The 21,897-nt window shown below is 57.5% G+C and carries 18 protein-coding genes; 9 read left to right on the forward strand and 9 right to left on the reverse strand.

The window, feature by feature from the left end; translation table 11 throughout:
• Positions 1-9: 9 nt before the first annotated feature.
• Both V6L79_RS15110 and arnT read right to left on the reverse strand, forming a co-directional pair.
• A complete protein-coding gene (locus V6L79_RS15110) occupies positions 10-1,536 on the reverse strand; it encodes a glycosyltransferase family 39 protein (protein ID WP_338579089.1) in 1,527 nt (508 codons plus the stop codon).
• Positions 1,537-3,225: a lipid IV(A) 4-amino-4-deoxy-L-arabinosyltransferase gene (gene arnT, locus V6L79_RS15115; protein WP_338579090.1), complete on the reverse strand. Its 1,689-nt coding sequence runs from the start codon at positions 3,223-3,225 to the stop codon at positions 1,537-1,539. It lies immediately after the preceding gene.
• 432 nt (positions 3,226-3,657) lie between these two features.
• Here arnT and V6L79_RS15120 point away from each other — a divergent pair, with 432 nt between their 5' ends.
• A complete protein-coding gene (locus V6L79_RS15120; RefSeq protein WP_261742291.1) occupies positions 3,658-4,263 on the forward strand; it encodes an SCO family protein in 606 nt (201 codons plus the stop codon).
• 29 nt (positions 4,264-4,292) lie between these two features.
• Positions 4,293-4,754 carry a copper chaperone PCu(A)C gene (locus V6L79_RS15125; RefSeq protein WP_338579091.1) on the forward strand — a complete coding sequence of 154 codons (462 nt, stop codon included), beginning with the start codon at positions 4,293-4,295 and terminating at the stop codon, positions 4,752-4,754.
• Between the two features lie 62 nt (positions 4,755-4,816).
• Here the strand turns inward: V6L79_RS15125 and V6L79_RS15130 are convergent, their stop codons facing one another.
• The 5 genes from V6L79_RS15130 to V6L79_RS15150 form a co-directional block, all read right to left on the reverse strand.
• Positions 4,817-6,160, reverse strand: coding sequence for an OprD family porin (locus V6L79_RS15130; RefSeq protein ID WP_338579092.1), 1,344 nt, complete (start codon positions 6,158-6,160; stop codon positions 4,817-4,819).
• Positions 6,157-6,297, reverse strand: coding sequence for a hypothetical protein (locus V6L79_RS15135; RefSeq protein ID WP_338579093.1), 141 nt, complete (start codon positions 6,295-6,297; stop codon positions 6,157-6,159). Before V6L79_RS15135 ends, V6L79_RS15130 begins: the two co-directional genes overlap by 4 nt.
• Before the next feature lie 119 nt (positions 6,298-6,416).
• Positions 6,417-7,574: a DUF1624 domain-containing protein gene (locus V6L79_RS15140; RefSeq protein WP_338579094.1), complete on the reverse strand. Its 1,158-nt coding sequence runs from the start codon at positions 7,572-7,574 to the stop codon at positions 6,417-6,419.
• Positions 7,575-7,724: 150 nt separating this feature from the next.
• Positions 7,725-9,023, reverse strand: a complete 1,299-nt coding sequence (locus tag V6L79_RS15145) for an MFS transporter (RefSeq protein ID WP_261742296.1) — start codon at positions 9,021-9,023, stop codon at positions 7,725-7,727.
• A 37-nt stretch (positions 9,024-9,060) separates the two neighbouring features.
• The gene (locus V6L79_RS15150; RefSeq protein ID WP_261742297.1) at positions 9,061-9,834 is read right to left on the reverse strand and encodes an SDR family NAD(P)-dependent oxidoreductase; all 774 of its coding nucleotides are present in this window, start codon (positions 9,832-9,834) and stop codon (positions 9,061-9,063) included.
• Between the two features lie 182 nt (positions 9,835-10,016).
• Here V6L79_RS15150 and V6L79_RS15155 point away from each other — a divergent pair, with 182 nt between their 5' ends.
• A complete protein-coding gene (locus V6L79_RS15155) occupies positions 10,017-10,352 on the forward strand; it encodes an RcnB family protein (protein ID WP_261742298.1) in 336 nt (111 codons plus the stop codon).
• 147 nt (positions 10,353-10,499) lie between these two features.
• On the opposite strand, the gene V6L79_RS15160 is transcribed toward V6L79_RS15155, so the two are convergent.
• Entirely contained in the window at positions 10,500-11,003 is a 504-nt protein-coding gene (locus V6L79_RS15160; protein ID WP_261742299.1) for a PaaI family thioesterase, read from the reverse strand.
• A gap of 646 nt (positions 11,004-11,649) precedes the next feature.
• On the opposite strand from V6L79_RS15160, the gene V6L79_RS15165 reads away from it, so the two are divergent.
• From V6L79_RS15165 to V6L79_RS15190, 6 genes are all read left to right on the forward strand, one after another.
• Positions 11,650-13,092 carry a serralysin family metalloprotease gene (locus V6L79_RS15165; protein WP_321833023.1) on the forward strand — a complete coding sequence of 481 codons (1,443 nt, stop codon included), beginning with the start codon at positions 11,650-11,652 and terminating at the stop codon, positions 13,090-13,092.
• Positions 13,093-13,158: 66 nt separating this feature from the next.
• Positions 13,159-13,539 carry a protease inhibitor Inh/omp19 family protein gene (locus tag V6L79_RS15170; RefSeq protein WP_261742301.1) on the forward strand — a complete coding sequence of 127 codons (381 nt, stop codon included), beginning with the start codon at positions 13,159-13,161 and terminating at the stop codon, positions 13,537-13,539.
• 124 nt (positions 13,540-13,663) lie between these two features.
• Positions 13,664-15,406: a type I secretion system permease/ATPase gene (locus V6L79_RS15175; RefSeq protein ID WP_338579095.1), complete on the forward strand. Its 1,743-nt coding sequence runs from the start codon at positions 13,664-13,666 to the stop codon at positions 15,404-15,406.
• Between the two features lie 17 nt (positions 15,407-15,423).
• Positions 15,424-16,734, forward strand: a complete 1,311-nt coding sequence (locus V6L79_RS15180; protein ID WP_405046596.1) for an HlyD family type I secretion periplasmic adaptor subunit — start codon at positions 15,424-15,426, stop codon at positions 16,732-16,734.
• Positions 16,735-16,747: 13 nt separating this feature from the next.
• On the forward strand, positions 16,748-18,094 hold the full coding sequence (locus V6L79_RS15185) for a TolC family outer membrane protein (RefSeq protein WP_321833026.1): 1,347 nt from the start codon (positions 16,748-16,750) through the stop codon (positions 18,092-18,094).
• A gap of 25 nt (positions 18,095-18,119) precedes the next feature.
• Positions 18,120-19,970, forward strand: a complete 1,851-nt coding sequence (locus V6L79_RS15190; RefSeq protein WP_338579097.1) for a polyurethanase — start codon at positions 18,120-18,122, stop codon at positions 19,968-19,970.
• 41 nt (positions 19,971-20,011) lie between these two features.
• Here the strand turns inward: V6L79_RS15190 and V6L79_RS15195 are convergent, their stop codons facing one another.
• Complete coding sequence (locus V6L79_RS15195) at positions 20,012-21,646, reverse strand: methyl-accepting chemotaxis protein (RefSeq protein WP_338579098.1); 1,635 nt, start codon at positions 21,644-21,646, stop codon at positions 20,012-20,014.
• Positions 21,647-21,897 lie beyond the last annotated feature (251 nt).

The raw sequence follows: 21,897 nt of genomic DNA on the forward strand, positions 1-21,897 counted from the left end.
CTCCCACATTCAGTTGGCTTCAGGGATATACACCACGCTGCCACCCTCACGCCGATGCAACAGCCGGTCGCCGTTGTCCGGCTGGCTGGTCACGGTCTGGTGATCCACGCTCAGATAGCCGAGGGGCAGGGGATCACCACTGCGGTATTGGGCGAAGATCAGCGTACGCTGCGGGTTGAAATGCTGGCCGCTGGTTTTATCCAGCCAGGCCATCAGACCGGCACTGTCGCCATTGCGGGGGAAGTCCTGGCTCAGGTCGACAAAGTAGAACGGCTCGTTCTGGTTCTGCACATACATCGGCAATTTGTTGTCGACATCGATCATTACCATGCGCCATTGATCCCAGGGCGCTTGCTCGCTGGCACGTGCTTTCACGTCCTGGCCGAACTGAACAACCCCACCACCACCGTTGGACCACGGGTAAAACACCCCCAGAACCAACAGCACCAGCGTAGCGCTTGCGCCAAAACCGATGTTCCAGCGGCGCTGACTGCTTTTGCCTTGGGCAATGCGGCGTGTGACCCACCAGGCGGCCAATAGTTGGGCGAAGGGCACCAGCGGCAACACGTAATAACTGCGCCGACTGCCGCTGGCAGTGAAGAACACAAACAGCAGACCCAGGCCCCACACCAACCAACGGGTATTGGGCTCGATATGCCGCCACTGACGCACGGCAACCCATAGCCCGATCATCCAGAATGGAGCCCAGGGCAAGGTGTAAGCGGGCAGGTAAATCAGGTAGGTGTAAATCGGCCCCATATGGTCAAAGGGGTTGAAAAAACGCACCACGTTTTCACGCAACACCAACCCCAGGCCGCTTTCACCATAAGTAGGCGCGCCATACAGATGCGACAGTACAAAAGGCAGCATGTACACCGCCCCGGCAACGATCAGGGCCAGTAACAGACGCAGGTTCAGGTGCCGCTTCCAGCGTTGCTCGCCGAGCAAATGAGGCAGCAACACCAGCCCTGGCAGGATAAAACCGATCAGTCCCTTGAGCAGCGAGGTCAGGGACAGCAGCAGGAAGAACACGCAATAACGGCTAAAGCGTGTGTCCTCCGGGCCGCGCCAGTACCACCATACCGCCGCCAGCAGGCCGAACACGGTGAGAATGTCAGCCGTGGCCACCCGAGCCCAGAATACAAAGTAAAAAGTGGTAGCCAGCATCCAGCCAGCGATCAGCCCGGTGCCTTTGCGAAACAGTTGCTCACCGATCAGGTACACCAGCCACACGCTCAGCCAAGCGGCGATAACTGAAGACAGGCGCAACGACCAGTGCCCCAGGCCACCCATCAGCCCGGCCGTTGCTGTGATCAGCCAATAAGAGGGCAAGGGCTTGTCGTAGTAGGGTGAACCCTTGAGGTACGGGTCCAGATAATCACCGCTTTGCAGCATCTGCAGTGCGATATTGGCCCAGCGGGTTTCCGGCCCCCAGAGTTCCCGCGATCCCAGGCCGAGCAACAAAAGCACGGCAGATACGGCCAATAGCACCAGCAAGGCTTTCTGCTCGGGGTTCCAGCGCTTGATGTCAATCATTTAAGGCTGAACCTTGGGGAAGATGAATATCGACAGATCGCCGCGCTCGTAGCGTTTGCCACCCAACGGCAGCAACTCGACTTCGTGGGTTTCCAGTGCCGAATGAACCCGCATGACCACCCCTACGGAACCGCGCAGTTGGGCGTCTTTCATCCAGCGCACGATGTTATCCATATCAACCTGACGCGCAGCTGAATCGGCATAACCAAGGCCGTACTTGAGTTCGCCCACGGTGTTGTAAAGACTCACTTCAGGTCGCCCCAGGCGCCAGGATAGAGCCGATGCCGCGCCCAGATCGTTGCTCAGCAAGGTGTTGGTCTGACTCAACTCCTGCACATGCTCGGCGATAAATTGATCCGGCATTTTGCTGTTGACGATTTGGCCTGGCATCGCTGCGGGCAACAAGGCCACCAGCAAGCCCATGCCCAGTGCCGGTGAGGCCCACAGCTGCAAGGGGCGCAGGGCTTGCAAGGCATTACTCAACAACCAGCCGAGCAACACAATGTAGCCCAGCGACAGGCTGAATATCTCGGTGTTGTCATAGACCGGGCGGCTGATTTGCAAATAAATCAGCCCCACCAGCCCGGCCACGGCCAGTAGCGTGTTCAATACGCCATTGATGCGGATGGTCCGGCTGCGCGCCTGGGCCAGCCAAGTCACCAGCGCATGGCCCATCAGCAGCGCCAATGGCAGCAGGCACGGCATGATGTAAGTCGGCAATTTGCCTCTGCTCAAACTGAAGATGGCCAGCGGCAGCAGCAGCCACAGCAACAGAAAGCCAATCGCTGGCTGGCGCTTTTGCTTCCAGGCATCAATCAAGGTTGCAGGCAACAAGGCCGCCCACGGCAAACTGGCTGCGAGCAGGATTGGCAGATAGAACCACCAAGGCTGGGTATGTTGTGCATCGGCTGCGCTGAAACGGCGGATATGTTCATTCCAGAAGAAGAACTGCCAGAAGTCAGGCTCCTGATGCTGGATTGCCAGCGCCCACGGTACACAGATGGCCACGGCAACCAGGATCGCCAGCGGGCCGTAAATCAGGACTTCTTTCAGGCGCCGTTGCCACAGGGCATACGGCACCGCGATCAGCACCGGCAGCAACCAGGCGAGAAAGCCTTTGGTCATAAAGCCCATGCCACAGGCAATGCCGAGCACAGCCCATGAGCTCAGGCGCCCGCGCCGGGTCGTGCTGTCAAAGGCAAACCACACAGCAACCAGGCTCAGGTTGACCCAGAAGGTGAATTGTGGGTCCAGATTGGCGTACCCGGCCTGGCCTGCGACCAGCCCGAAACTCATATAAAGCAGGGTGCTGGCAAAGCGCTTGCGCGGGTCATGCCACAGTCGCCCTGCGATCAGCCAGGCCAGCCACACACTCAGCCCGGTGCTGAGCGCAGAGGCAATGCGCACGCCGAACAGGTTGTCACCGAACACCGCCTGCCCGATGGCAATCATCCAGTAACCGGCGATGGGCTTTTCGAAATAGCGCAAACCCATGAAGTGCGGGGCAACCCAGTTGCCGCTGTGGAGCATTTCCTGACTGATTTGGGCATAGCGGGTTTCATCAGGGATCCACAACCCGTGAGTCATCAGTGGCAACAGATAAAACAGCACAAAAGCCAGTATCAGGCTGGGCAAGGCCCAGCGCTCCAGACCCCGGGTTCTAAAAGTGTTAGGTACAACGGCAACCATGCTTTCCACCTGCGAGCCCGTTATAGACAGTAGTTATGGGCGGCACGTTAAGCGGGGGCAGGTGGGCGAGAGGTGAAGCCAATGTGAAAAAAACGAATGTTGTAAAATCTCAGGGTGGGCGCAGTCAGCCGATACCGGCAGCAGCGGCTGCCCGTAATCGTCCAAAACTGCCCCTGAGTCGATTTGTCGCAGGCTGGGTGCATCCCCCGGTTTTACTGGCTGCAGGAGAAGGAGCGCACCATTGCGGGGCGGGCTAGCCGTGCGACGAGCAGGCGACAGTGGTAGATTCTGCGCCCATGCAACACGTCCATCCCACAGCAATCGTGCGCACCGAGCCTGGCCACTCCAGGAATCGAGCAGCGTACACACCTGCCTCGTAGTGCGCAGGGTAAAGGCCTTTATCGTTTCAAAGGCCGCTTAAAGGAACCTTACATGAATGAATTACTGACTCGCCGCCGCGTAGTCACCGGTCTTGGCTTGCTCAGCCTGGGCTTGATCGCAGGTTGCGACAGTGGCAGCGGTTTGTCATACAAGTACGGAAAAGACCTGAGCAATGAAATCCTGGGGCGCAAGTTCAAGCTGCGCGATGCTGATGGCACCGAGATGATGCTGGGCAGTTTTCGCGGGATGATGCCGATGATCTTCTTCGGCTTTACCCAGTGCCCGGCGGTGTGCCCGACCGCGCTGGCGCGCGCCGCACAGGCCAAGAAAATGATGGGCCCTGACGGTGACCGGTTGCAGGTGGTGTTTATCACCCTCGACCCTGAACGCGACAAGCCGGCGATGCTCGATGCTTATGTGAAAGCCTTTGATCCGAGCTTTATTGCCTTGTCCGGCACCCTCGAAGAAACGGCTGCCACGGCTAAAGAGTTCAAGGTGTTTTACGAAAAAATCCCTACCGGTGATTCGTACACCATGTCGCACACCGCCACCAGTTTTGTCTTCGATTCCCGTGGTGTGTTGCGCCTGGGCCTGTCGCCTTCGCTGTCAGCCAAGCAGTGCACCGAAGACCTGCTGACAGTGATGTCCGTCTGTTAATCCACGCCTCCTCAGAAAGAGTCATGCATATGAAGCCTGTAAACTACCTGTTGCTGTCGCTGCTGGGCATGAGCCTGCAAGTTTCGGCACAAACCGTTGTTGACGATGCCTGGGTCCGGGCCACGGTTGCCGGGCAACCTTCGACCGGGGCCTTTATGCACATTACGTCGAGCACCGACAGCAAGTTGGTTGAAGTTCGCTCGCCCGTTGCCAAGACTGTGCAAATCCATGAGTCGAAGATGGCAAACGACGTGATGAGCATGCAGCCGGTGTCATCGGTCGCGTTGCCAGCGGGTAAAAGCGTGGCTATCGAGCCTGAGGGCTATCACGTGATGCTGATTGACCTGGTGGGTCAGGTCAAAGCCGGTGATCACGTGCCATTGACCCTGATTGTCGAAGACAGCAAAGGGGTAAAGGAGTCGATTGAGGTCAAGGCCCAGGCTCGTGCGTTGAACAGCATGCCGATGCACGACCACGGCGCGATGCACTAAAGGGGGTAGCCGCTGAGGAGCGAAGCCTCGCTGTGCTCCTTAGCGGCTACGGGTATAGCTGGTCAGAACCGCCCCGTCAGCGGGTACTCGACCGACAGACGGATCTGGTCGGTATCCAGTTCGGCCTGCGCAACATTGCCGCGATGCACATTATGTTGCAATGACAGGATGGTGCCCTTGGCCGCACCGCTCTGGATCACATAACGCGCTTCCAAATCCCGCTCCCAATGTTTCCCGCCTTTGCCATAGCCCAAGTAGGCATAGCCGCCACGCGGGTCGACATGACTGCCGTCGATCTGGCTGCCCCGCACATATGCAGCGCTGAACACCAGACCGGGCATGCCCCAGGGCGTCATCGCAAGGTCGTAGCGTGCCTGCCAGGATTGTTCGTTGGGGGCGTTGAAATCAGACATTTGCACCGAGTTGCTGAGGAAGATTGCGCCACGGGTCACGTAATCGAACGGCGTGTCGCCATGTACCTTCTGATACCCCAGGCTGAAGCTGTGCGGCCCCAGGGCGTAAGTGCTCAGCAGGCTCCAGGTGGTGTTGTCGATATTGCCCGACAACGCCTTGCCTTCATCGGTAGTGCGGTACAGGTTGAAGTTGAACGCCAGCGAACTGTTTTCATCAATTGCCTGGCTAAAGATCGCGCCTAAATACTGCTGGTTCCAGGTGTCCTGATAGCGGGAACTGTAGAGGCTGGCGCTAAGGTTCTTGCTTGGGGTGTAAACCAGCCCGGCGAGGTCGAAGGCATCACCTTTGGGGCCATTCGAGTAATTCACCACAAAGCTCTGGTTGTGGCTGCTGGCATTGCGGTCGGTGCTCTCGGTGAAATGCCCGCCGACCATTTTCAGGGCGTTGAACTCGTTGCTGACCAGAAACACCCCGGTCGCGGTTTCCGGTAGCAGGCGACTGTCGGATGAACTGAACACCGGCGTCTTGACCCGCTGCTCACCATAAGAGACCACGGTATTGGACATGCGCAATTTTACCGCTGCGCCGCCGCGGCTGTAGTTGTCCTTGGGATAGCCGTCGTTATCCAGCGCGAGCAGGCGCGCCTTGCCTGCGCGGCCGCCGCCGCTATCCAGTTTTAGCCCCAAATAGGCGTGGGCATCCACCCCGACGCCGATCAGCCCTTGGGTGAAGCCGGACTGCAAGGTGCCCATCAAGCCGTAGGCCCATTCTTCGGCATAGCCACTACGCTCGGATCGCGGCTTGTAGGCATTGCGTGCACTGCTGTTGCTGGCGCCGTGGCGATATTCACGATTGTCGTAGACCGTGCGATTGAGCACGTTCCAGGTGCTGTCTTCGATAAACCCCCTGGATTGCTCCTGGGCTGACTCGGCAACAGCCAGCGGGCTGGCGAGGGCGATCAGGATCGCGGAGCGCGATCGCACGCGACTCACGGGTTGACCTGTTGTTGAGGCATCAACCTGCCGGCGGTGGCGCTGCGGGTGAGCATTTTTACTTCGAAGGTCTGCGCCAGTGCCGATGAGCAGAGCAGGGCGGTGGACAATAACAGGGTAATGGAAGAAATACGCATACCTGGCTTTCCATACAAGGGCTCAAAAGGGCCGCATTCGTAGAATCCGCGCGCCAGCAGAATGGTCAGTTGCTGCTGGGAGAGTCGATCTTGTTTGTCAAATGGACATGGCGTCGGGTTCAGAAGTACTTGAGCCAGGCGATATCCCTGCGACGGGCTTTCAAGGCCGCGAACCAGCGCACCGGCAAAAACAGCGCTGCCGAGAGTAAAACCGCCGTCAACCACACCGCACCCATGCTGTCGAAGCCGAAGTAATCGCCGTGATTAAGGCCAAACAAAGCAACGCTCGCCAGATACAGCACTTTGAGCACGTACAAGTGCAGCAGGTAGAAGAACATCGGCGCGGCGCCAAACACCGCCAGGGTGGCAATCCATTTGCGTTGTTGCGCGCGCTCAAACCCCCACAACAGCAATAGGCCTACCCCTATAGTCAAGGCGAGAAACAGCAGCGATGGCGGGTATTTGGTGATGTTGAAAAAACTCATCAGGCTCTGGGTGACGTTGTCATGAGCCACCCAGGGTGCCTCACCGTAGCCATTGAGCAAACGCAGCACGACAAAACCGAGCAGGGCCCCCACGCCTGCCAACAACAGATACCGCTGACGCACGCCAGCCGGGGCGGAACGGGCAAACCACGGCCCCATGCAATAGCCCAGCGCAATGACGCCAATCCACGGCAGCACCGGGTAAGAGGTGCGTAGACGCAGGTTGTCCGAGAACTCGAGCCAGCCGCGATCATGCAAAATGGCCCAGGGCACATGCATCACCGAGCCTGCCGGGAAGTGCAGGTTATCGAGCAGATTATGCCCGCCTACAATTACCAGGCCGAGTACCAGCAGTACTGGACGGGGCAGCCAGACCAGCGCAGCGAGGGCAATCATGCTCACGCCAATGGCCCAGATCACCTGCATGTAAATCACCGAGGGCGGTAACTGGAAGGTCCAGGCGAAGTTGACCAGCGTAAACTCCAACACCACCAAAAACAGCCCGCGCTTGAACAGAAACGCCGAAACATCGCGCTTGCCCTGGTATTTTTCGCCATACAGATACGCCGACAAACCGGTGAGCAAGACAAATACCGGCGCACACAAGTGGGCAAGGGTGCGACTAAAAAACAGGGTTGGGTCAGTGATGTCGACGTTCATGGGATCGGACACCTGGCGGTGCAGGAAGAACGTCTCGCGCACGTGGTCCAGCAACATAAAGAGAATCACAAGGCCCCGTAGGGCATCGATGGACAGCAGGCGCTGACTTGGGGAAGGAGTAGCGGTCGTCATTGAGGGATCACAGCAGATAAGTGTTATAAGGTGTAGTTACTTTATAACATATCCAATTGAGCTGTCATCCCCTCTGAGAAATATTCGCAATTGCGCGGGTGGTGCGCATTGCCTGCAGCCGCTGACGCAGGCAGCGGCTGCACTTGCGTTTTAACGCCGTACTTTCACCCAGCCCATTAGCAGCGCCGAGGACAACACGCCCGCAGTCATGAAGATATAAGCCGCTCCGGGATTGCCAGTCAGGCCGATCAGATAACCCACGATCCACGAGCCGACAAAAGCCCCAAGTGCTCCACAGGCATTGATCAGGCCAATTGCACCTCCGAAAACGTTGGCCGGGATAATCTCTGGAATCAACGCGAAGAACGGGCCATACGGTGCGTAAAGCGCAGCACCGGCAATCGTCAGCAGCGCAAACGACAGCCAGAAGTGCGATGACCCAAGCAGGTACGAACAAAAGAAGGCCAGCGCGCCCAGTGCCAGCAGCGGCCAGACAAAGTGTTTGCGTTGCTGGGTTTTGTCCGATGCCCAAGAGACCGCAAGCATCGCCGCAACAGCAGCGACATAAGGCACAGCGCTTAACCAGCCGACGGTGACAATATCTGCCGCTGCCGCCTGTTTGATAATGCTGGGCAACCACATGATGAAGCCATACACGCCGATGCTCCACAGCGCGTGCACACAGCACAGTTGGATCACGATAGGGCTGGTGAATGCCTGACGGTAATTGCGAACTTGCTTCATGCCTTTCTGTTCGTCCGCGAGGGTCGCGGCCAATTGGGCTTTCTCCTGGTGGGTCAACCAGTCGACCTGCTCGGGCTTGTCCCGCGCCAGGCGCCACCAGACAAAGGCCCACAGCACCGCTGGCGCGCCTTCAATCACAAACATCTCGCGCCAGCCCCAGGCCTGGATCAGATAACCGGATACCACCGACATCCACAGCACGGTGACCGGGTTACCCAGTACCAGAAAGGTATTGGCCCGCGAACGCTCTTTGCGGGTGAACCAGTTGCTGATGAAAATCAGCATCGCTGGCATCACTGCCGCTTCGACGATGCCCAGCGAGACCCGAATAAACATCAGCATCGGGATATTGGTCACCAGCCCCGTGGCCATGGCGCAAAAGCCCCACAGGATCAGGCTCCAGAACACCAGTTTGCGCACGCTGTATTTCTGCGCGTAGATCGCGCCCGGCACCTGAAAGAAAAAGTAACCGAGGAAAAACAGAGCGCCGATCAGCGAGGACATGCCCTTGGTGATGCCAAGGTCCTGCTCGATACCCGCGGCACTGGCAAAGCCATAGTTGGCCCGGTCCAGATACGCGAGGCTGTAGGTAATGAAAATCAGCGGGATCAAATACAGCCAGCGTTTGGACGCAAAGCCTTTGCCCGTTGCTTGCGCATTGCCGATATCGTTTGCCGGCAGGGCTTGTTCGTTCAAGTTGCTCATTGGGTGTTCCTTGTTATTGTTTTTTTGCCGGTACGGGTCAAACAACGCTGGTCAATCCTCCGTCTACAAACAGCGTCTGCCCATTGATAAAGTCAGAGGCGGGGGAGGCGAGAAACACCGCCGCGCCGCACAACTCCTCAACCCGTCCCCAGCGCCCGGCCGGAGTGCGTTTGCACAGCCACTCGGAGAACTCCTGGTTGTCGACCAGCGCGCGGTTCATCTCGGTTGCAAAATAGCCTGGCGCCAGGCCATTGGCCTGAATGCCATGGCGTGCCCATTCGGCGCACATGCCCTTGGTGAGCATTTTGACCGCGCCCTTTGAGGCTGCGTAAGGGGCGATGGTCGGGCGCGCCAGTTGGCTTTGCACCGAGCAGATATTGATGATTTTGCCGCGCCCGCGGGCAATCATGTGCCGCGCAACCGCCTGGGAAACATGGAACACACCGTCCAGGTTGGTCCGCATTACGTCGTGCCAATCGCTGGCGGAAAAGTCCTCCAGCGGTGCGCGACGTTGAATACCCGCATTGTTGACCAAAATATCGATGGCGCCGATATCGGTCTCAAAGCTGTTGACGGCTGCAAGCAACTGCTCACGGTCGGTGACATCAAACGCCAAGAACTCGGCCTTCAAACCCTCATCGCGCAACTGACCTGCAACTGCACGGGATTTTTCGATATTGCGAGTGTTGATCACCACGATTGCGCCGGCAGCGCCCAGTCCGCGTGCCAGTTCCAGCCCAATGCCTTGCCCTGATCCGGTGATCAGGGCGCGACGACCCTCAAGCTGGAAGCTGCTGATATTGAATGACATGCTGTTCTCCACAAACGGCCGCTTATTATTTTGACCGGCCCTGTGGTTACTTCACCGCAGCCTACAGGTGGAGTCCAATCGTCATTGATGATCTCGTAATCAATATTTTTGATCAGTGCGTCGGAACGTTACGAGTCCCTGACTTGTCCATCAAGTCTGTACTCCCATTCGCTGAGGTAAATATGCGCAGCTTGATTTCTGCATCGATAATGGCTGGTTTTTTGTGTGTCATTCCTTACGCAGCGCAGGCTGACGACGATAAGCCCGGTGACTGCAAGCCTGGGCAGATACTGGCCGAGTCCATGGACCTGAGCAGTTGCTATGGCCATGGCGACAAGGCACCGGATCAATACTCTCGGGATGACGTGGCGATCAAGGACTGGAAAGCCAAAGGGCTACCGAAGCCCGATGAACATGAGCAATGGGTACTGATCAGCGGGCACTATGTTTTGGTCAACCGGGTGAATGCAGTGATCAAGGAGATCCGCACCAAAAACGCCAAGCTGCTGGGTCAATAACAATATGCCCGGCTCCCGCAACCTTTGCGGGAGTTGTGGCTTGGCTGACAGACCGCGTGCTGGCATCGCAGGCAAGCCAGCTCCACAGGTTTTGTGTCACTCACAGGACCACTGTGGCAGCGAGCCTGCTCGCGAGGGTATCGACCTTCAAACAGCTTCGCGCCCATGGGCGGCAGTCGCCAGTTGTTCGGTATCGACGCGAACAAAAATGGAATCGCCGACAGCCGTCAGCACATCCCCCGCATACACCTCACAGATGATCCGAGTTTTGCGCCCCACATCGCCTTCCACTTTCGCCCGTAGAGTCAGTGGCACGCCCATTGGCGTCGGCTTGATGAACTTGATCCCCAGGTTTCCCGTCACGCAATTGATCCGCGGATGGCTATCTGCTTCGCGGTTTTCCATGCGGTAGTGGTAAGCCATCGCCGTCCAGTTCGAATGGCAATCAACCAGCATCGCGACCATGCCGCCGTAGACCAGCTCCGGCCAGCCGCAATACTTGGGGTCCGGCAAGTGTTCGGCGATGACATGCACGCCGTCCTCATGCCAGAAACTCTTGATATGCAGGCCGTGGGGGTTGTTGCTGCCGCAACCGTAGCAAACGCCATCAGGGGCGGCAGTGTCTTGCAAAGAAGGGGCAAGCCGAGACATACCTTGATCATCCTTGGAAATGTATTCAGACCCGCGAGTCGGGGTCACGTTATTGTCTTTACGTTAACGTAAGGCAAGCGCCGGCTGTGATCAATATCGGCGCCCACAAATAAGTGTCGTTTAACAGGTGTGCAGACCCTTGTGGGTCAGAGGTATCGCGGTGATGCCATCGCGGGCAAGCCCGGCTCCCACAGGTTTTTGGTTGTACAAGAGCCCACTGTTAGGCACACAGACCTACAGCTAAAGATAAAGAGTGGATGCGACGTAAACTTATCAGTTGGCGACACTTACTTTATAACTTCAGGGTATTTCAAGCGGCTGATTAATTATATGACGAGTGTTATTTCAGTGGGGGCCAAGGCCAAGTTAATAAACGAATGTAGTGTCGCTTAATTTAAGTCAATGCACTTAGACTGGGCAGTCAGTATTAGGCCAGTCGTGCCGAAAAAAATACTTTAAATTGATTGTTCAATGTTTACGGCTACTTCATGAGTTTGCGCAAATCGATATTAAAATAACGCTGGACTAAATATTTCTAGTTGTGTCAGTTTCTCCCGGCCATAAACGGCGAGTGATAGGACGATCTCGCCATGGGGTCGTCGTGGTCTGTCAAAATCTTTCTACTGCTAAACAAGGAAATGTTTACATGTCGAAACTTAAAGAGAATGCGGCATTGTCTGTTGGCCAGGTGCAAGCGGCAAACACCGGCAGTTCCGCCTTCACTCAGATTGATAACTTCAGTCATTTCTATGACCGCGGTGATCATCTGGTCAATGGCAAACCTTCGTTCACCACCGATCAAGCGGCCGATCAGCTAACGCGTTCCGGCGCCAGTTGGCATGACTTGAACGGCGACGGCGTGATCAACCTCACGTATACCTTCCTGACGGCGCCGCCGGTGGGCTACGCCACCCGTGGTCTGGGTACTTTCAGCCAGTTCTCCTCGCTGCAAAAGGACCAAGCCAAGCTGTCGCTGGAGTCATGGGCCGACGTGGCCAAGGTGACCTTCACGGAAGGCCCGGCTGCGCGGGGCGATGATGGTCACATGACCTTCGCCAATTTCAGCGCAAGCAACGGTGGTGCGGCGTTTGCCTATCTGCCCAGCAGTTCGCGCAAAGGCGAGTCGTGGTACTTGATAAACAAGGACTACGAGGTCAACAAGACCCCGGGCGAAGGTAACTACGGTCGCCAGACCCTGACCCACGAAATCGGCCACACCTTGGGGTTGTCCCACCCTGGAGACTACAACGCAGGGAATGGCAATCCGACGTATCGCGACGCCGTGTATGGCGAAGATACCCGTGCTTACAGCGTTATGAGCTACTGGAGCGAAAGCAACACCGGTCAGCATTTCACCAATAGCGGCGAAGGTGCTTACGCGTCGGCCCCGTTGCTGGATGACATCGCCGCGGTACAGAAGCTCTATGGCGCCAACATGGAAACCCGGGCTGACGATACGGTTTACGGTTTTAACTCCACAGCCGATCGTGATTACTTTCACGCAACTTCGGCCAGCTCAAAACTGATTTTCTCGGTGTGGGATGGCGGTGGCAATGACACGCTGGACTTCTCCGGCTTCACTCAAAACCAGAAGATCAACCTGACAGCAGGCTCGTTTTCCGATGTCGGCGGCATGACAGGTAACGTCTCCATCGCTCAAGGCGTGGTCGTGGAAAATGCGATTGGCGGCTCGGGCAATGATCTGCTGATCGGCAACAGCGCAGATAACGTGCTCAAGGGCGGTGCCGGCAACGACATCATCTTTGGCGGCGGCGGTGCCGATACGCTGTGGGGTGGTACGGGTGCTGACGTGTTTGTGTTTGGCGCGGTGTCAGACTCTGCGCCCGGTGCAGCCGATATCATCATGGACTTCCAGTCCGGGATCGACAAAATCGACGTCTCGGCCATCTCCAAGCTGGCCGGTCTGAGCTTTGTTGACGCCTTTACGGGCCGTGCCGGTGAAGCGATCATCAGCTATGACAAGGCCAGCAATCTGGGCCACTTTGCCGTCGATTTCAGTGGTCATGCGGTCGCTGATTTCCTGGTGAACACTGTGGGTCAAGTGGCAACTTACGACATCGTCGTCTAAGCCTGCCGGTACACGGGCAGCGCGCAAGCGCTGCTCTCTGCCAGGAAGCCTGAATTCATGAGTCATATGGCACGCAGATTTTTCAAGGTAATGGGGTGTATTGCCGCATTGCTGACCTTTACCACAGAGAGCACCATGGCCAATTCCTTGCTGCTGATGAGCCCCGCACAACTGGCGGGCAACTGGACGTTTTACCCGCAGGGTGATGAGAAACAGGCCTGCACGGTGCAGTTGATTGCCGAGCAGAAAACCTTTAGCCCGCAAGTAAAATGCCTGGAAACATGGCTGGGCGAAACACCCAAAAGTTGGTCGCCCACTCCAGACGGTCTGTTCTTGATGGGCAGCAGTGGTACGGCTTTAGTGCACATGAACCGTATTGAACCGGGGCATTATGAGGCACAGCTTAACCCCGAAACTGTACTGGTTATGGTGCGCGTTAATAATTAAGACGCACTAAAAAGCACAACGTAAATCGTCAAAGGTTGAGCAGGCACCTGCAAGGGGCGGCTCACGTGCGTCTGTCTGTTTTGTTTGTGCAGGCCTGCAGTGTTTTATCGATCAAGGAAGATTCATGAGGCGATTGAAAAACAGCACCGTTGCGCCGTTGATACATGCACTGGCCGACTATAAAAGCATTCTGATCAGCGTTGGCTGTTTTACCGCCTTGATCAATATATTGATGCTGGTGCCATCGATTTACATGCTGCAGGTCTATGACCGGGTATTGTCTTCGCAGAACACTACGACGCTGGCGATGTTGTCATTAATGGTGGTGGGTTTTTTCATCTTTATCGGGCTGCTTGAAACTGTCCGCAGTTTTATTGTTATCCGCATTGGTAGCCAACTGGAGCGCAGGTTTAACCAGCAGGTGTACCGTGCCGCGTTCGAGCGCAACCTGTTCAGTGGCCAGGCCCATGCCGGGCAGGCATTAGGGGATTTGACCCTGATCCGCCAGTTTGTCACCGGCCCTGCATTGTTTGCCTTCTTTGATGCGCCGTGGTTTCCCGTCTATTTATGGGTAATTTTTCTGTTCAGCCCATGGCTCGGGCTGATGGCGACCGCAGGCGCGCTGCTGCTGATTGCCCTGGCGTGCATCAATGAAGTGATGACGCGCAAGTCCCTGAGCCAAGCCAGCCAGTATTCCCAGCAGTCCAGCCAACTGGCCACCAGCCATTTGCACAATGCCGAGACGATTCAGGCCATGGGCATGCTGGGTGTGTTGCGCAAACGCTGGTTTAACCTGCACTCACGGTTCCTGGCCGAGCAAAACAAGGCCAGCGACACCGGTGCCGTGATCGGTTCGGTGAGCAAAACCTTGCGTTTGTGCTTGCAATCACTGGTGCTCGGCTTGGGTGCCCTGCTGGTGATCAAGGGTGAGATGAGCGCGGGAATGATGATTGCCGGTTCGATTTTGATGGGCCGTGTGTTGAGCCCCATCGATCAACTGATAGCCGTCTGGAAACAATGGAGTTCGGCCAGGTTGGCCTATCAACGGCTGGACAGCTTGCTACGCGAGCATCCGCCAGGCGAAGACAACCTGCAGTTGCCAGCGCCCAAGGGCCAGTTGAGCTTTGAGCAGGTCAGTGCCGCACCGCCGGGCCTGCGATTGCCCACCTTGCATCAGGTCAGTTTCAACCTCAACGCGGGCGAGGTGCTCGGCGTGCTGGGCGCGTCGGGCTCCGGCAAGTCGACCCTGGCGCGGGTGCTGGTGGGTGTATGGCCGACGTTGGCGGGTACGGTGCGCCTGGATGGTGCAGATATTCATCAATGGAACCGCGATCAATTGGGCCCGTATATCGGCTATTTGCCACAGGACATCGAGCTGTTCAGCGGCAGCATTGCTGAAAATATCGCCCGCTTTCGTGATGCAGATCCCCAGCAGGTAGTTGCGGCGGCGCGTCAGGCCGGGGTTCACGAGATGATTTTGCGTCTGGCGCAAGGTTACGACACGGTCCTGGGGGATGAGGGCAGCGGCCTGTCAGGCGGGCAGAAACAGCGGGTGGCGCTGGCCCGTGCTCTTTATGGCAACCCGCGACTGGTGGTGCTGGATGAGCCCAACTCCAACCTCGATGCGGTCGGTGACGCGGCGCTGACCCAGGCCATAGCTCACCTGAAGGCGCAGGGCTGCACCGTGGTGCTGGTGACGCATCGTTCGTCTTCGCTGGCCCAGGCCGACAAGCTGCTGGTACTCAACGAAGGTCGCTGCCAGGTATTCGGGCCGAGTGCCGAGGTGCTCAAGGCGTTGTCCGGGGCCCAACAGCAACACGCCGCGCCCCAAGCGGCGAGTATCAACCGTCAGAGCGCTGACGCATGAGCAAGGACGCTGCAAGCATGAATCAACACGATCAACCATCATCGCGCGAACGCGGTGCCGGGTACTACGTGCGAGCAGGCTGGGTGCTGACCCTGGTCGGTGCGGGTAGTTTCTTCCTGTGGGCCAGCCTTGCGCCGTTGGACGAAGGTATTCCGGTGCAAGGTACGGTGGTGGTGTCGGGCAAGCGCAAGGCCGTGCAGTCGTTGGGCGCTGGGGTGATGAGCCGGATTCTGGTGCGTGAGGGCCAGGCGGTGCGTCAGGGCGAGCCGTTGTTTCGACTGGACCAGACCCAGGTCGAGGCGGATGTGCAATCGTTGCGCGCCCAGTACCGGATGGCCTGGGCCAGTCTGGCCCGTTGGCAAAGCGAGCGTGACAACCTGGCGCGGGTGAGCTTCCCCCTGGAATTGAGCCAGGACCCTGACCCACGGTTGGCGCTGGTGCTGGAAGGCCAGCAGCAGTTGTTCAGTAGCCGGCGCGAAGCCTTTGCCCGCGAACAGGCCGGGCTCAAAGCCGGTATTGAAGGCGCAACCCAGCAGCTAAACGGGATGCGCCGAGCGCGTGGTGATCAAACGGCTCAAGCCGACTCCTTGCGGCAACAGTTGAACAATCTTCGGCCCCTGGCTGAAAACGGCTATATCCCGCGCAATCGCCTGATGGAGTACGAGCGCCAGCTGTCCCAGGTGCAGCAGGATCTGGCGCAGAACGCCGGTGAAAGCGGGCGTATCGAACAGGGCATTCTGGAGTCGCGGCTCAAACTGGCGCAGCACATCGATGAATACCAGAAAGAGGTGCGCAGCCAACTGGCCGATGCCCAACTCAAAACCCTGACCCTTGAACAACAATTGGCATCGGCCGGTTTTGATCTGTTGCACAGTGAAATCAACGCGCCAGCTGATGGCATCGCCGTCAATCTTAGCGTGCACACCGAAGGCGCGGTGGTGCGGGCGGGCGAAACCCTGCTGGAGATCGTGCCCCAAGGCACGCGCCTCGAGGTGGAAGGGCGCCTGCCGGTGCATCTGGTGGACAGGGTGGGCAGCCAGTTGCCGGTGGACATTCTGTTTACCGCGTTCAATCAAAGCAGTACCCCACGGGTGTCGGGGCAGGTGAATCTGGTTTCAGCCGATCAGTTGCTCGATGAAAAAACCGGCATGCCGTATTACGTGCTGCGCAGCTCGGTCAGTGACCAAGCGCTGGAAAAACTCAACGGACTGGTGATCAAGCCCGGCATGCCTGCCGAGATGTTTGTGCGCACGGGCGAGCGCTCGTTGCTCAACTACTTGTTTAAACCGCTGCTGGATCGCGCAGGTTCTGCGCTGACTGAGCGCTAGGATGCTGCGACTTATGAAGATAGCTGCAAGGGTGGGCCTGGGTTTTGCGCTATGGGTCGGTGTCGCTGGCAGTGCCCAGGCACTGGGCCCGTTTGAGGTATACGAACAGGCGTTGCGCAATGATCCAGAGTTCCTCGGTGCCATCAAGGAGCGCGACGCAGGCCTGGAGAGCCGCAATATCGGCCGTGCCGGGCTGCTGCCCAAGCTGTCGTACAACTACAACAAAGGCCGCAACAACTCCAAGGCCACGTATATGAATGAGCGTGGCAATACCCACGAAGACCGTAACTACAACAGTTATGGCTCGACGTTTACGTTGCAGCAGCCATTGATCGACTACGAAGCGTACGCAAATTACCGCAAAGGTGTGGCCCAAGCGCTGTTTGCCGATGAGACCTTTCGCAGTAAAAGCCAGGAACTGCTGGTACGGGTACTGACCCATTACACCCAGGCCTTGTTTGCCCAGGACCAGATCGACAATGCCCGTGCCAAGAAAAACGCCTACGAGCAGCAGTTCCACCAAAACGAGCATATGTTCCGCCAGGGCGAGGGCACGCGCACCGACATCCTGGAAGCCGAGTCGCGTTACGAGCTGGCCACCGCCGAAGAAATCCAGGCCCATGACGAGCAGGATGCCGCCTTGCGCGAGCTGGGTGCGCTGATCGGTGTGGCTACGCTGGATATTGAGCAACTGACGCCATTGGCCAGCCGTTTCAACTCGTTGCCGCTGGAACCGGCGAACTTCTCGACCTGGCATGAAATGGCGCTGGAACGTAACCCGTTACTGGCCTCTCAGCGTGAGGCACTGGAAGTGGCGAGGTATGAGGTTGAACGTAATCGGGCAGGGCATCTACCCAAACTTAATGCGTATGCCAGTGTGCGCAAGATGGAATCCGACAGCGGTAATACCTACAACCAGCGTTACGACACTAACACCATCGGTATTGAGATCAGCCTGCCGCTGTATGCGGGGGGCGGGGTGTCGGCGTCGGTGCGTCAGGCCAGCAGCAATCTGGCCCAGGTGGAATACGAACTGGAGGGCAAAACTCGCGAAACCCTTATCGAACTGCGGCGCCAATTCAATGCCTGCCAGTCGGGTGTCAGCAAGTTGCGCGCCTATCAAAAAGCCCTGATTTCGGCCGAAGCGCTGGTGGTGTCGACCCGTCAGAGCATTCTGGGGGGTGAACGGGTCAACCTCGATGCGTTGAATGCCCAGCAGCAGCTGTACAGCACGCGCCGCGACCTGGCCCAGACGCGTTACGACTATTTGCTGGCCTGGACCAAATTGCATTTTTACGCAGGGACCTTGGGCGAGCAGGACCTGGCACGGGTCGATGAGGCGTTTGTGGTGCACGATTGATTTGATCAACCAGGAGAGTAGAACCATGGCAGTGTTTGACTACAAGGATGTGGGTTCCAGCGCATCTACGGCACTTTTCAAGGATGCAATGGCAATCACGCTTTACAGCTATCACAACCTCGACAACGGTTTTGCCGTGGGTTACCAGCAACACGGTCTCGGCACAGGTTTGCCTGCCACACTGGTCAAGGCCGTACTGGGCGGCACCGATTCTCAGGGGGTAGTGCCGGGGATTCCCTGGAACCCGGACTCGGAGAAACTTGCCCGTGAAGCGGTGGAAAAAGCCGGGTGGACCCCCATCAGCGCCGAGCAATTGGGATACGCGGGCAAGGTAGATCAGCGTGGGACATTTTTCGGCGAAAAGGCAGGTTATGGCAGCGCCCAAGTGGAAATCCTCGGCAAATACGCCGCCGATGGTCATTTGACGTCTATCGGTATCGGTTTTCGTGGCACCAGCGGGCCGCGTGAGTCGTTGATTACGGACTCCATCGGCGATGCAATCAGCGATTTACTAGCGGCCATCGGGCCTGCGGACTACGCCAAAAACTACAGCGCCAACGCCTTTGACGCGCTGCTCGGCAAAGTGGCTGCCTTTGCCAGCGCTCAAGGGTTGAACGGCAAGGATGTGCTGGTCAGCGGCCATAGCCTGGGTGGTCTGGCAGTCAATAGCCTGGCAGACCTGAGTGGCGATCACTGGTCGGGGTTTTATCGGGATGCCAAGTACATCGCGTTTGCGTCACCCACACAAAGCGAAACCACGTCCAATGTGTTGAATATCGGTTACGAAAACGACCCGGTGTTCCGCGCCCTGGATGGCTCGGATTTCAATCTTTCGTCGTTGGGTGTGCATGATGCGTATCAGCCGTCCGCCACCAACAATATTGTCAGTTTCAACGATCACTACGCTTCCACCGCGTGGAACCTGATGCCCTTTTCAATTGCCAATATCTCGACCTGGATCACCCACTTGCCCAGTGGCTATGAAAGCGGGATGACGCGGATTCTCGACTCGGCGTTTTATGACCTGACCCACAAGGACTCGACCATTGTGGTCGCCAATTTGTCCAACCCGACGCGAGAAAACACCTGGGTTCAGGACCTCAATCGCAATGCTGAACCCCATAAGGGCAGCACTTTTATCATTGGCAGCGACGGCAACGATTTGATTCAGGGTGGCCGCGGCAACGACTTCCTGGAAGGGCGCGACGGTAATGACACCTTCCGCGACAGTGGCGGCTACAACATCATTCTGGGTGGCAAGGGCGTCAACACCCTGGACCTGCAGCAATCGTTGAGTCGTGTGGATGTGGTCAATGATGGGCAGGGCAGCCTGTATGTTCGCGATGCCCACGGCGGGATCAGTATTGCCCGTGACATCAGCTTTTTAATAACCGAAGAGCCCGCCTGGCTAGGGTTGAGCCACCACGAGGTTAACCATCGGGTGGCCGATGATGGCTTGTGGTCCGGCAAAGACCGCACTGACTACACCCACTCGATCAAGGCCGAACCTGGCGACAGCACACTCAAGGCGGTTGAACAGGGCGATTGGCTGCTGGGGCAGGGCGGTAACGATCATTTGATCGGTTTGCAGGGCAACAATGTGTTTATTGGTGGTGCCGGCAATGACCTGCTGGAGGCCGCTGGCGGCAACAATACGTTCGTTTTCAGCGGGCACTTTGGCAACGACACGCTGCTGGGCTATAAGTCCACCGACACGTTGGTGTTTTTGGGGGTTGAGGGTGGCCACGTCGCCGACTACCGGGCCCATGCCAGTGCATCAGGGCATGACACGGTGCTCAGCTTCGGCAGCGACTCGGTAACTCTGGTCGGTGTCGGGCTGGCCTCCCTGGCGGGCACGGATATTGTGATTGCCTGACGGCAAGCTTCACGCTTGCAACTTGCCGTTTGCAGCTGCTTCTAAACCTTGAACTGGCGTAGTTGCCCATTGAGCTGCACGCTTAACTCCTTGAGGTGCGCGCTGGCGGTGCTCGATTGTTCGGCCGCCTGGGCTGTGCCCTGTGACAGTTCGGCGGCCCGGGTTACATTTTGGTTGATGTCTTCCACGACATGGGCCTGTTGCAGTGTGGCGCTGGCAATCGAGGCGTTGAGGTCGTTGAGGTTGTTCAGGGCCTGGCCAATGCTGGTCAGGCTCTGCCCGGCCTGCGTGGCCTGCTCGATGGTCAATTGCGAGGCGCGACTGCTGCTGCCAATCACATTCACCGCCGCTTCGGAGTGTTTTTGCAGGCCCTCGATCATGGTCTGGATTTCAGCCGTGGATTTCTGTGTGCGCTGGGCCAGCAGTCGAACCTCGTCAGCCACCACCGCAAAGCCACGACCTTGCTCGCCTGCGCGTGCAGCTTCGATCGCCGCGTTGAGGGCCAGCAGGTTGGTTTGATCAGCTATCGAACGGATCACTTCCAGCACGCTGCCGATTTCGCTGCTTTGGGTGGCCAGGGTGCGGATCACCTCGACTGCCTGATTGATGGTGCCGGACAGTTGGTCGATCTGCTGCAGGCTGCTGTCGATGTTCTGCTGACCAAGCTCGGCTTGCGACTGGGCACCGCGCATTTCACTGGCCGCGTGCTCGGCGTTTTTGGCGACCTCGTGCACGGCGTAGGTGACTTCGTTGATCGCCGTCGCCACCTGATCCATTTGCAGCGCTTGCTGCTGGCTGCGCTGTTGTGCGTCGCTCGCGTCGTTGCCCAGCTCAGCTGAGGACTGGTCCAAGGCTGTGGCGGTGGACTGCAAGTGGCTGATTACATTTCGCAGTTTGGCGGTGAAGGCATTGAAGTGTTGCGCCAACAGCGTGACTTCATCCTGGCCGTGGGTATCCAGGCTACGGGTCAGATCGCTTTCGCCGCTGGCAATATTGGCCATGGCCTGCACCGCCTCTTGCAGGGGGCGCACGATGCTGCGGGCAATCAGGGTAACCAGCAGCGTCATGATCAGCGCGATGCCAAGGCCTGCCCAACTGGCCTTCCAGGCTTGTGCCTGGAACTCGGCCTGCATGTCATCGATATACACACCAGAGCCAATGACCCAGCCCCAAGGCTCGAACAGCTGTACATAGGAGGTTTTTTGCACCGGTGCGTCGGCACCCGGTTTTGGCCAGCGGTAGTCCACCATGCCGGCGCCCCTGGTTTTGGCCAGGTTGGCCATTTCGTTAAAAATCGCGAACCCGTCGGGGTCATTGATACTCGACAGGTCTTTGCCGTCGAGCTTGGGGTTGGTGGGATGCATGACCATAAAAGGGCGCAGGTCATTGATCCAGAAATAGTCGTCATGGTCATAGCGCAGTTTGCTGATCACGCTCAGCGCCTGTTGTTGCGCGGCTTCACGGCTTAAACTGCCTGTCGTTTCGAGGCCATGGTAATAGCTGAGAACACCGCTGGCCGCTTGCACCACATGCTGCGTCTTCTGGGCTTTACCTTGATACAAATCGTCATGTATCTGCTTTAGCATCAGCAAACCCAACGCCAGCAGCATGGCGATGGCCACGATCAAAATCAGCCATAGACGTCGGCTGATGGATAACCCGCGCAGGGTATTCATAACTGGTCACTCCTGGTTTTTTATTCTTGTGGTGATTCACTGAACCGCCTTCTGGCCTGCATGTCTTAGCAGCGAAAGTGGAACGTGTCTGATAGGATCTCGGCCGAAATTGGCAAAGCTGCATCTTTATTGATTTCTGACAGTTTTTTCACACCGTTCTGGGGAACATGGCGCACCTGTAACCCACTCCAGGGCAGCGGTTGCAAACACTTAATCAAGACTAATCAGCTCTGCATGAGGCAGGGCTTTAT

The organism is Pseudomonas sp. ML2-2023-6 (assembly GCF_037055265.1).
Taxonomy (GTDB): Bacteria; Pseudomonadota; Gammaproteobacteria; order Pseudomonadales; family Pseudomonadaceae; genus Aquipseudomonas; species Aquipseudomonas kulmbachensis.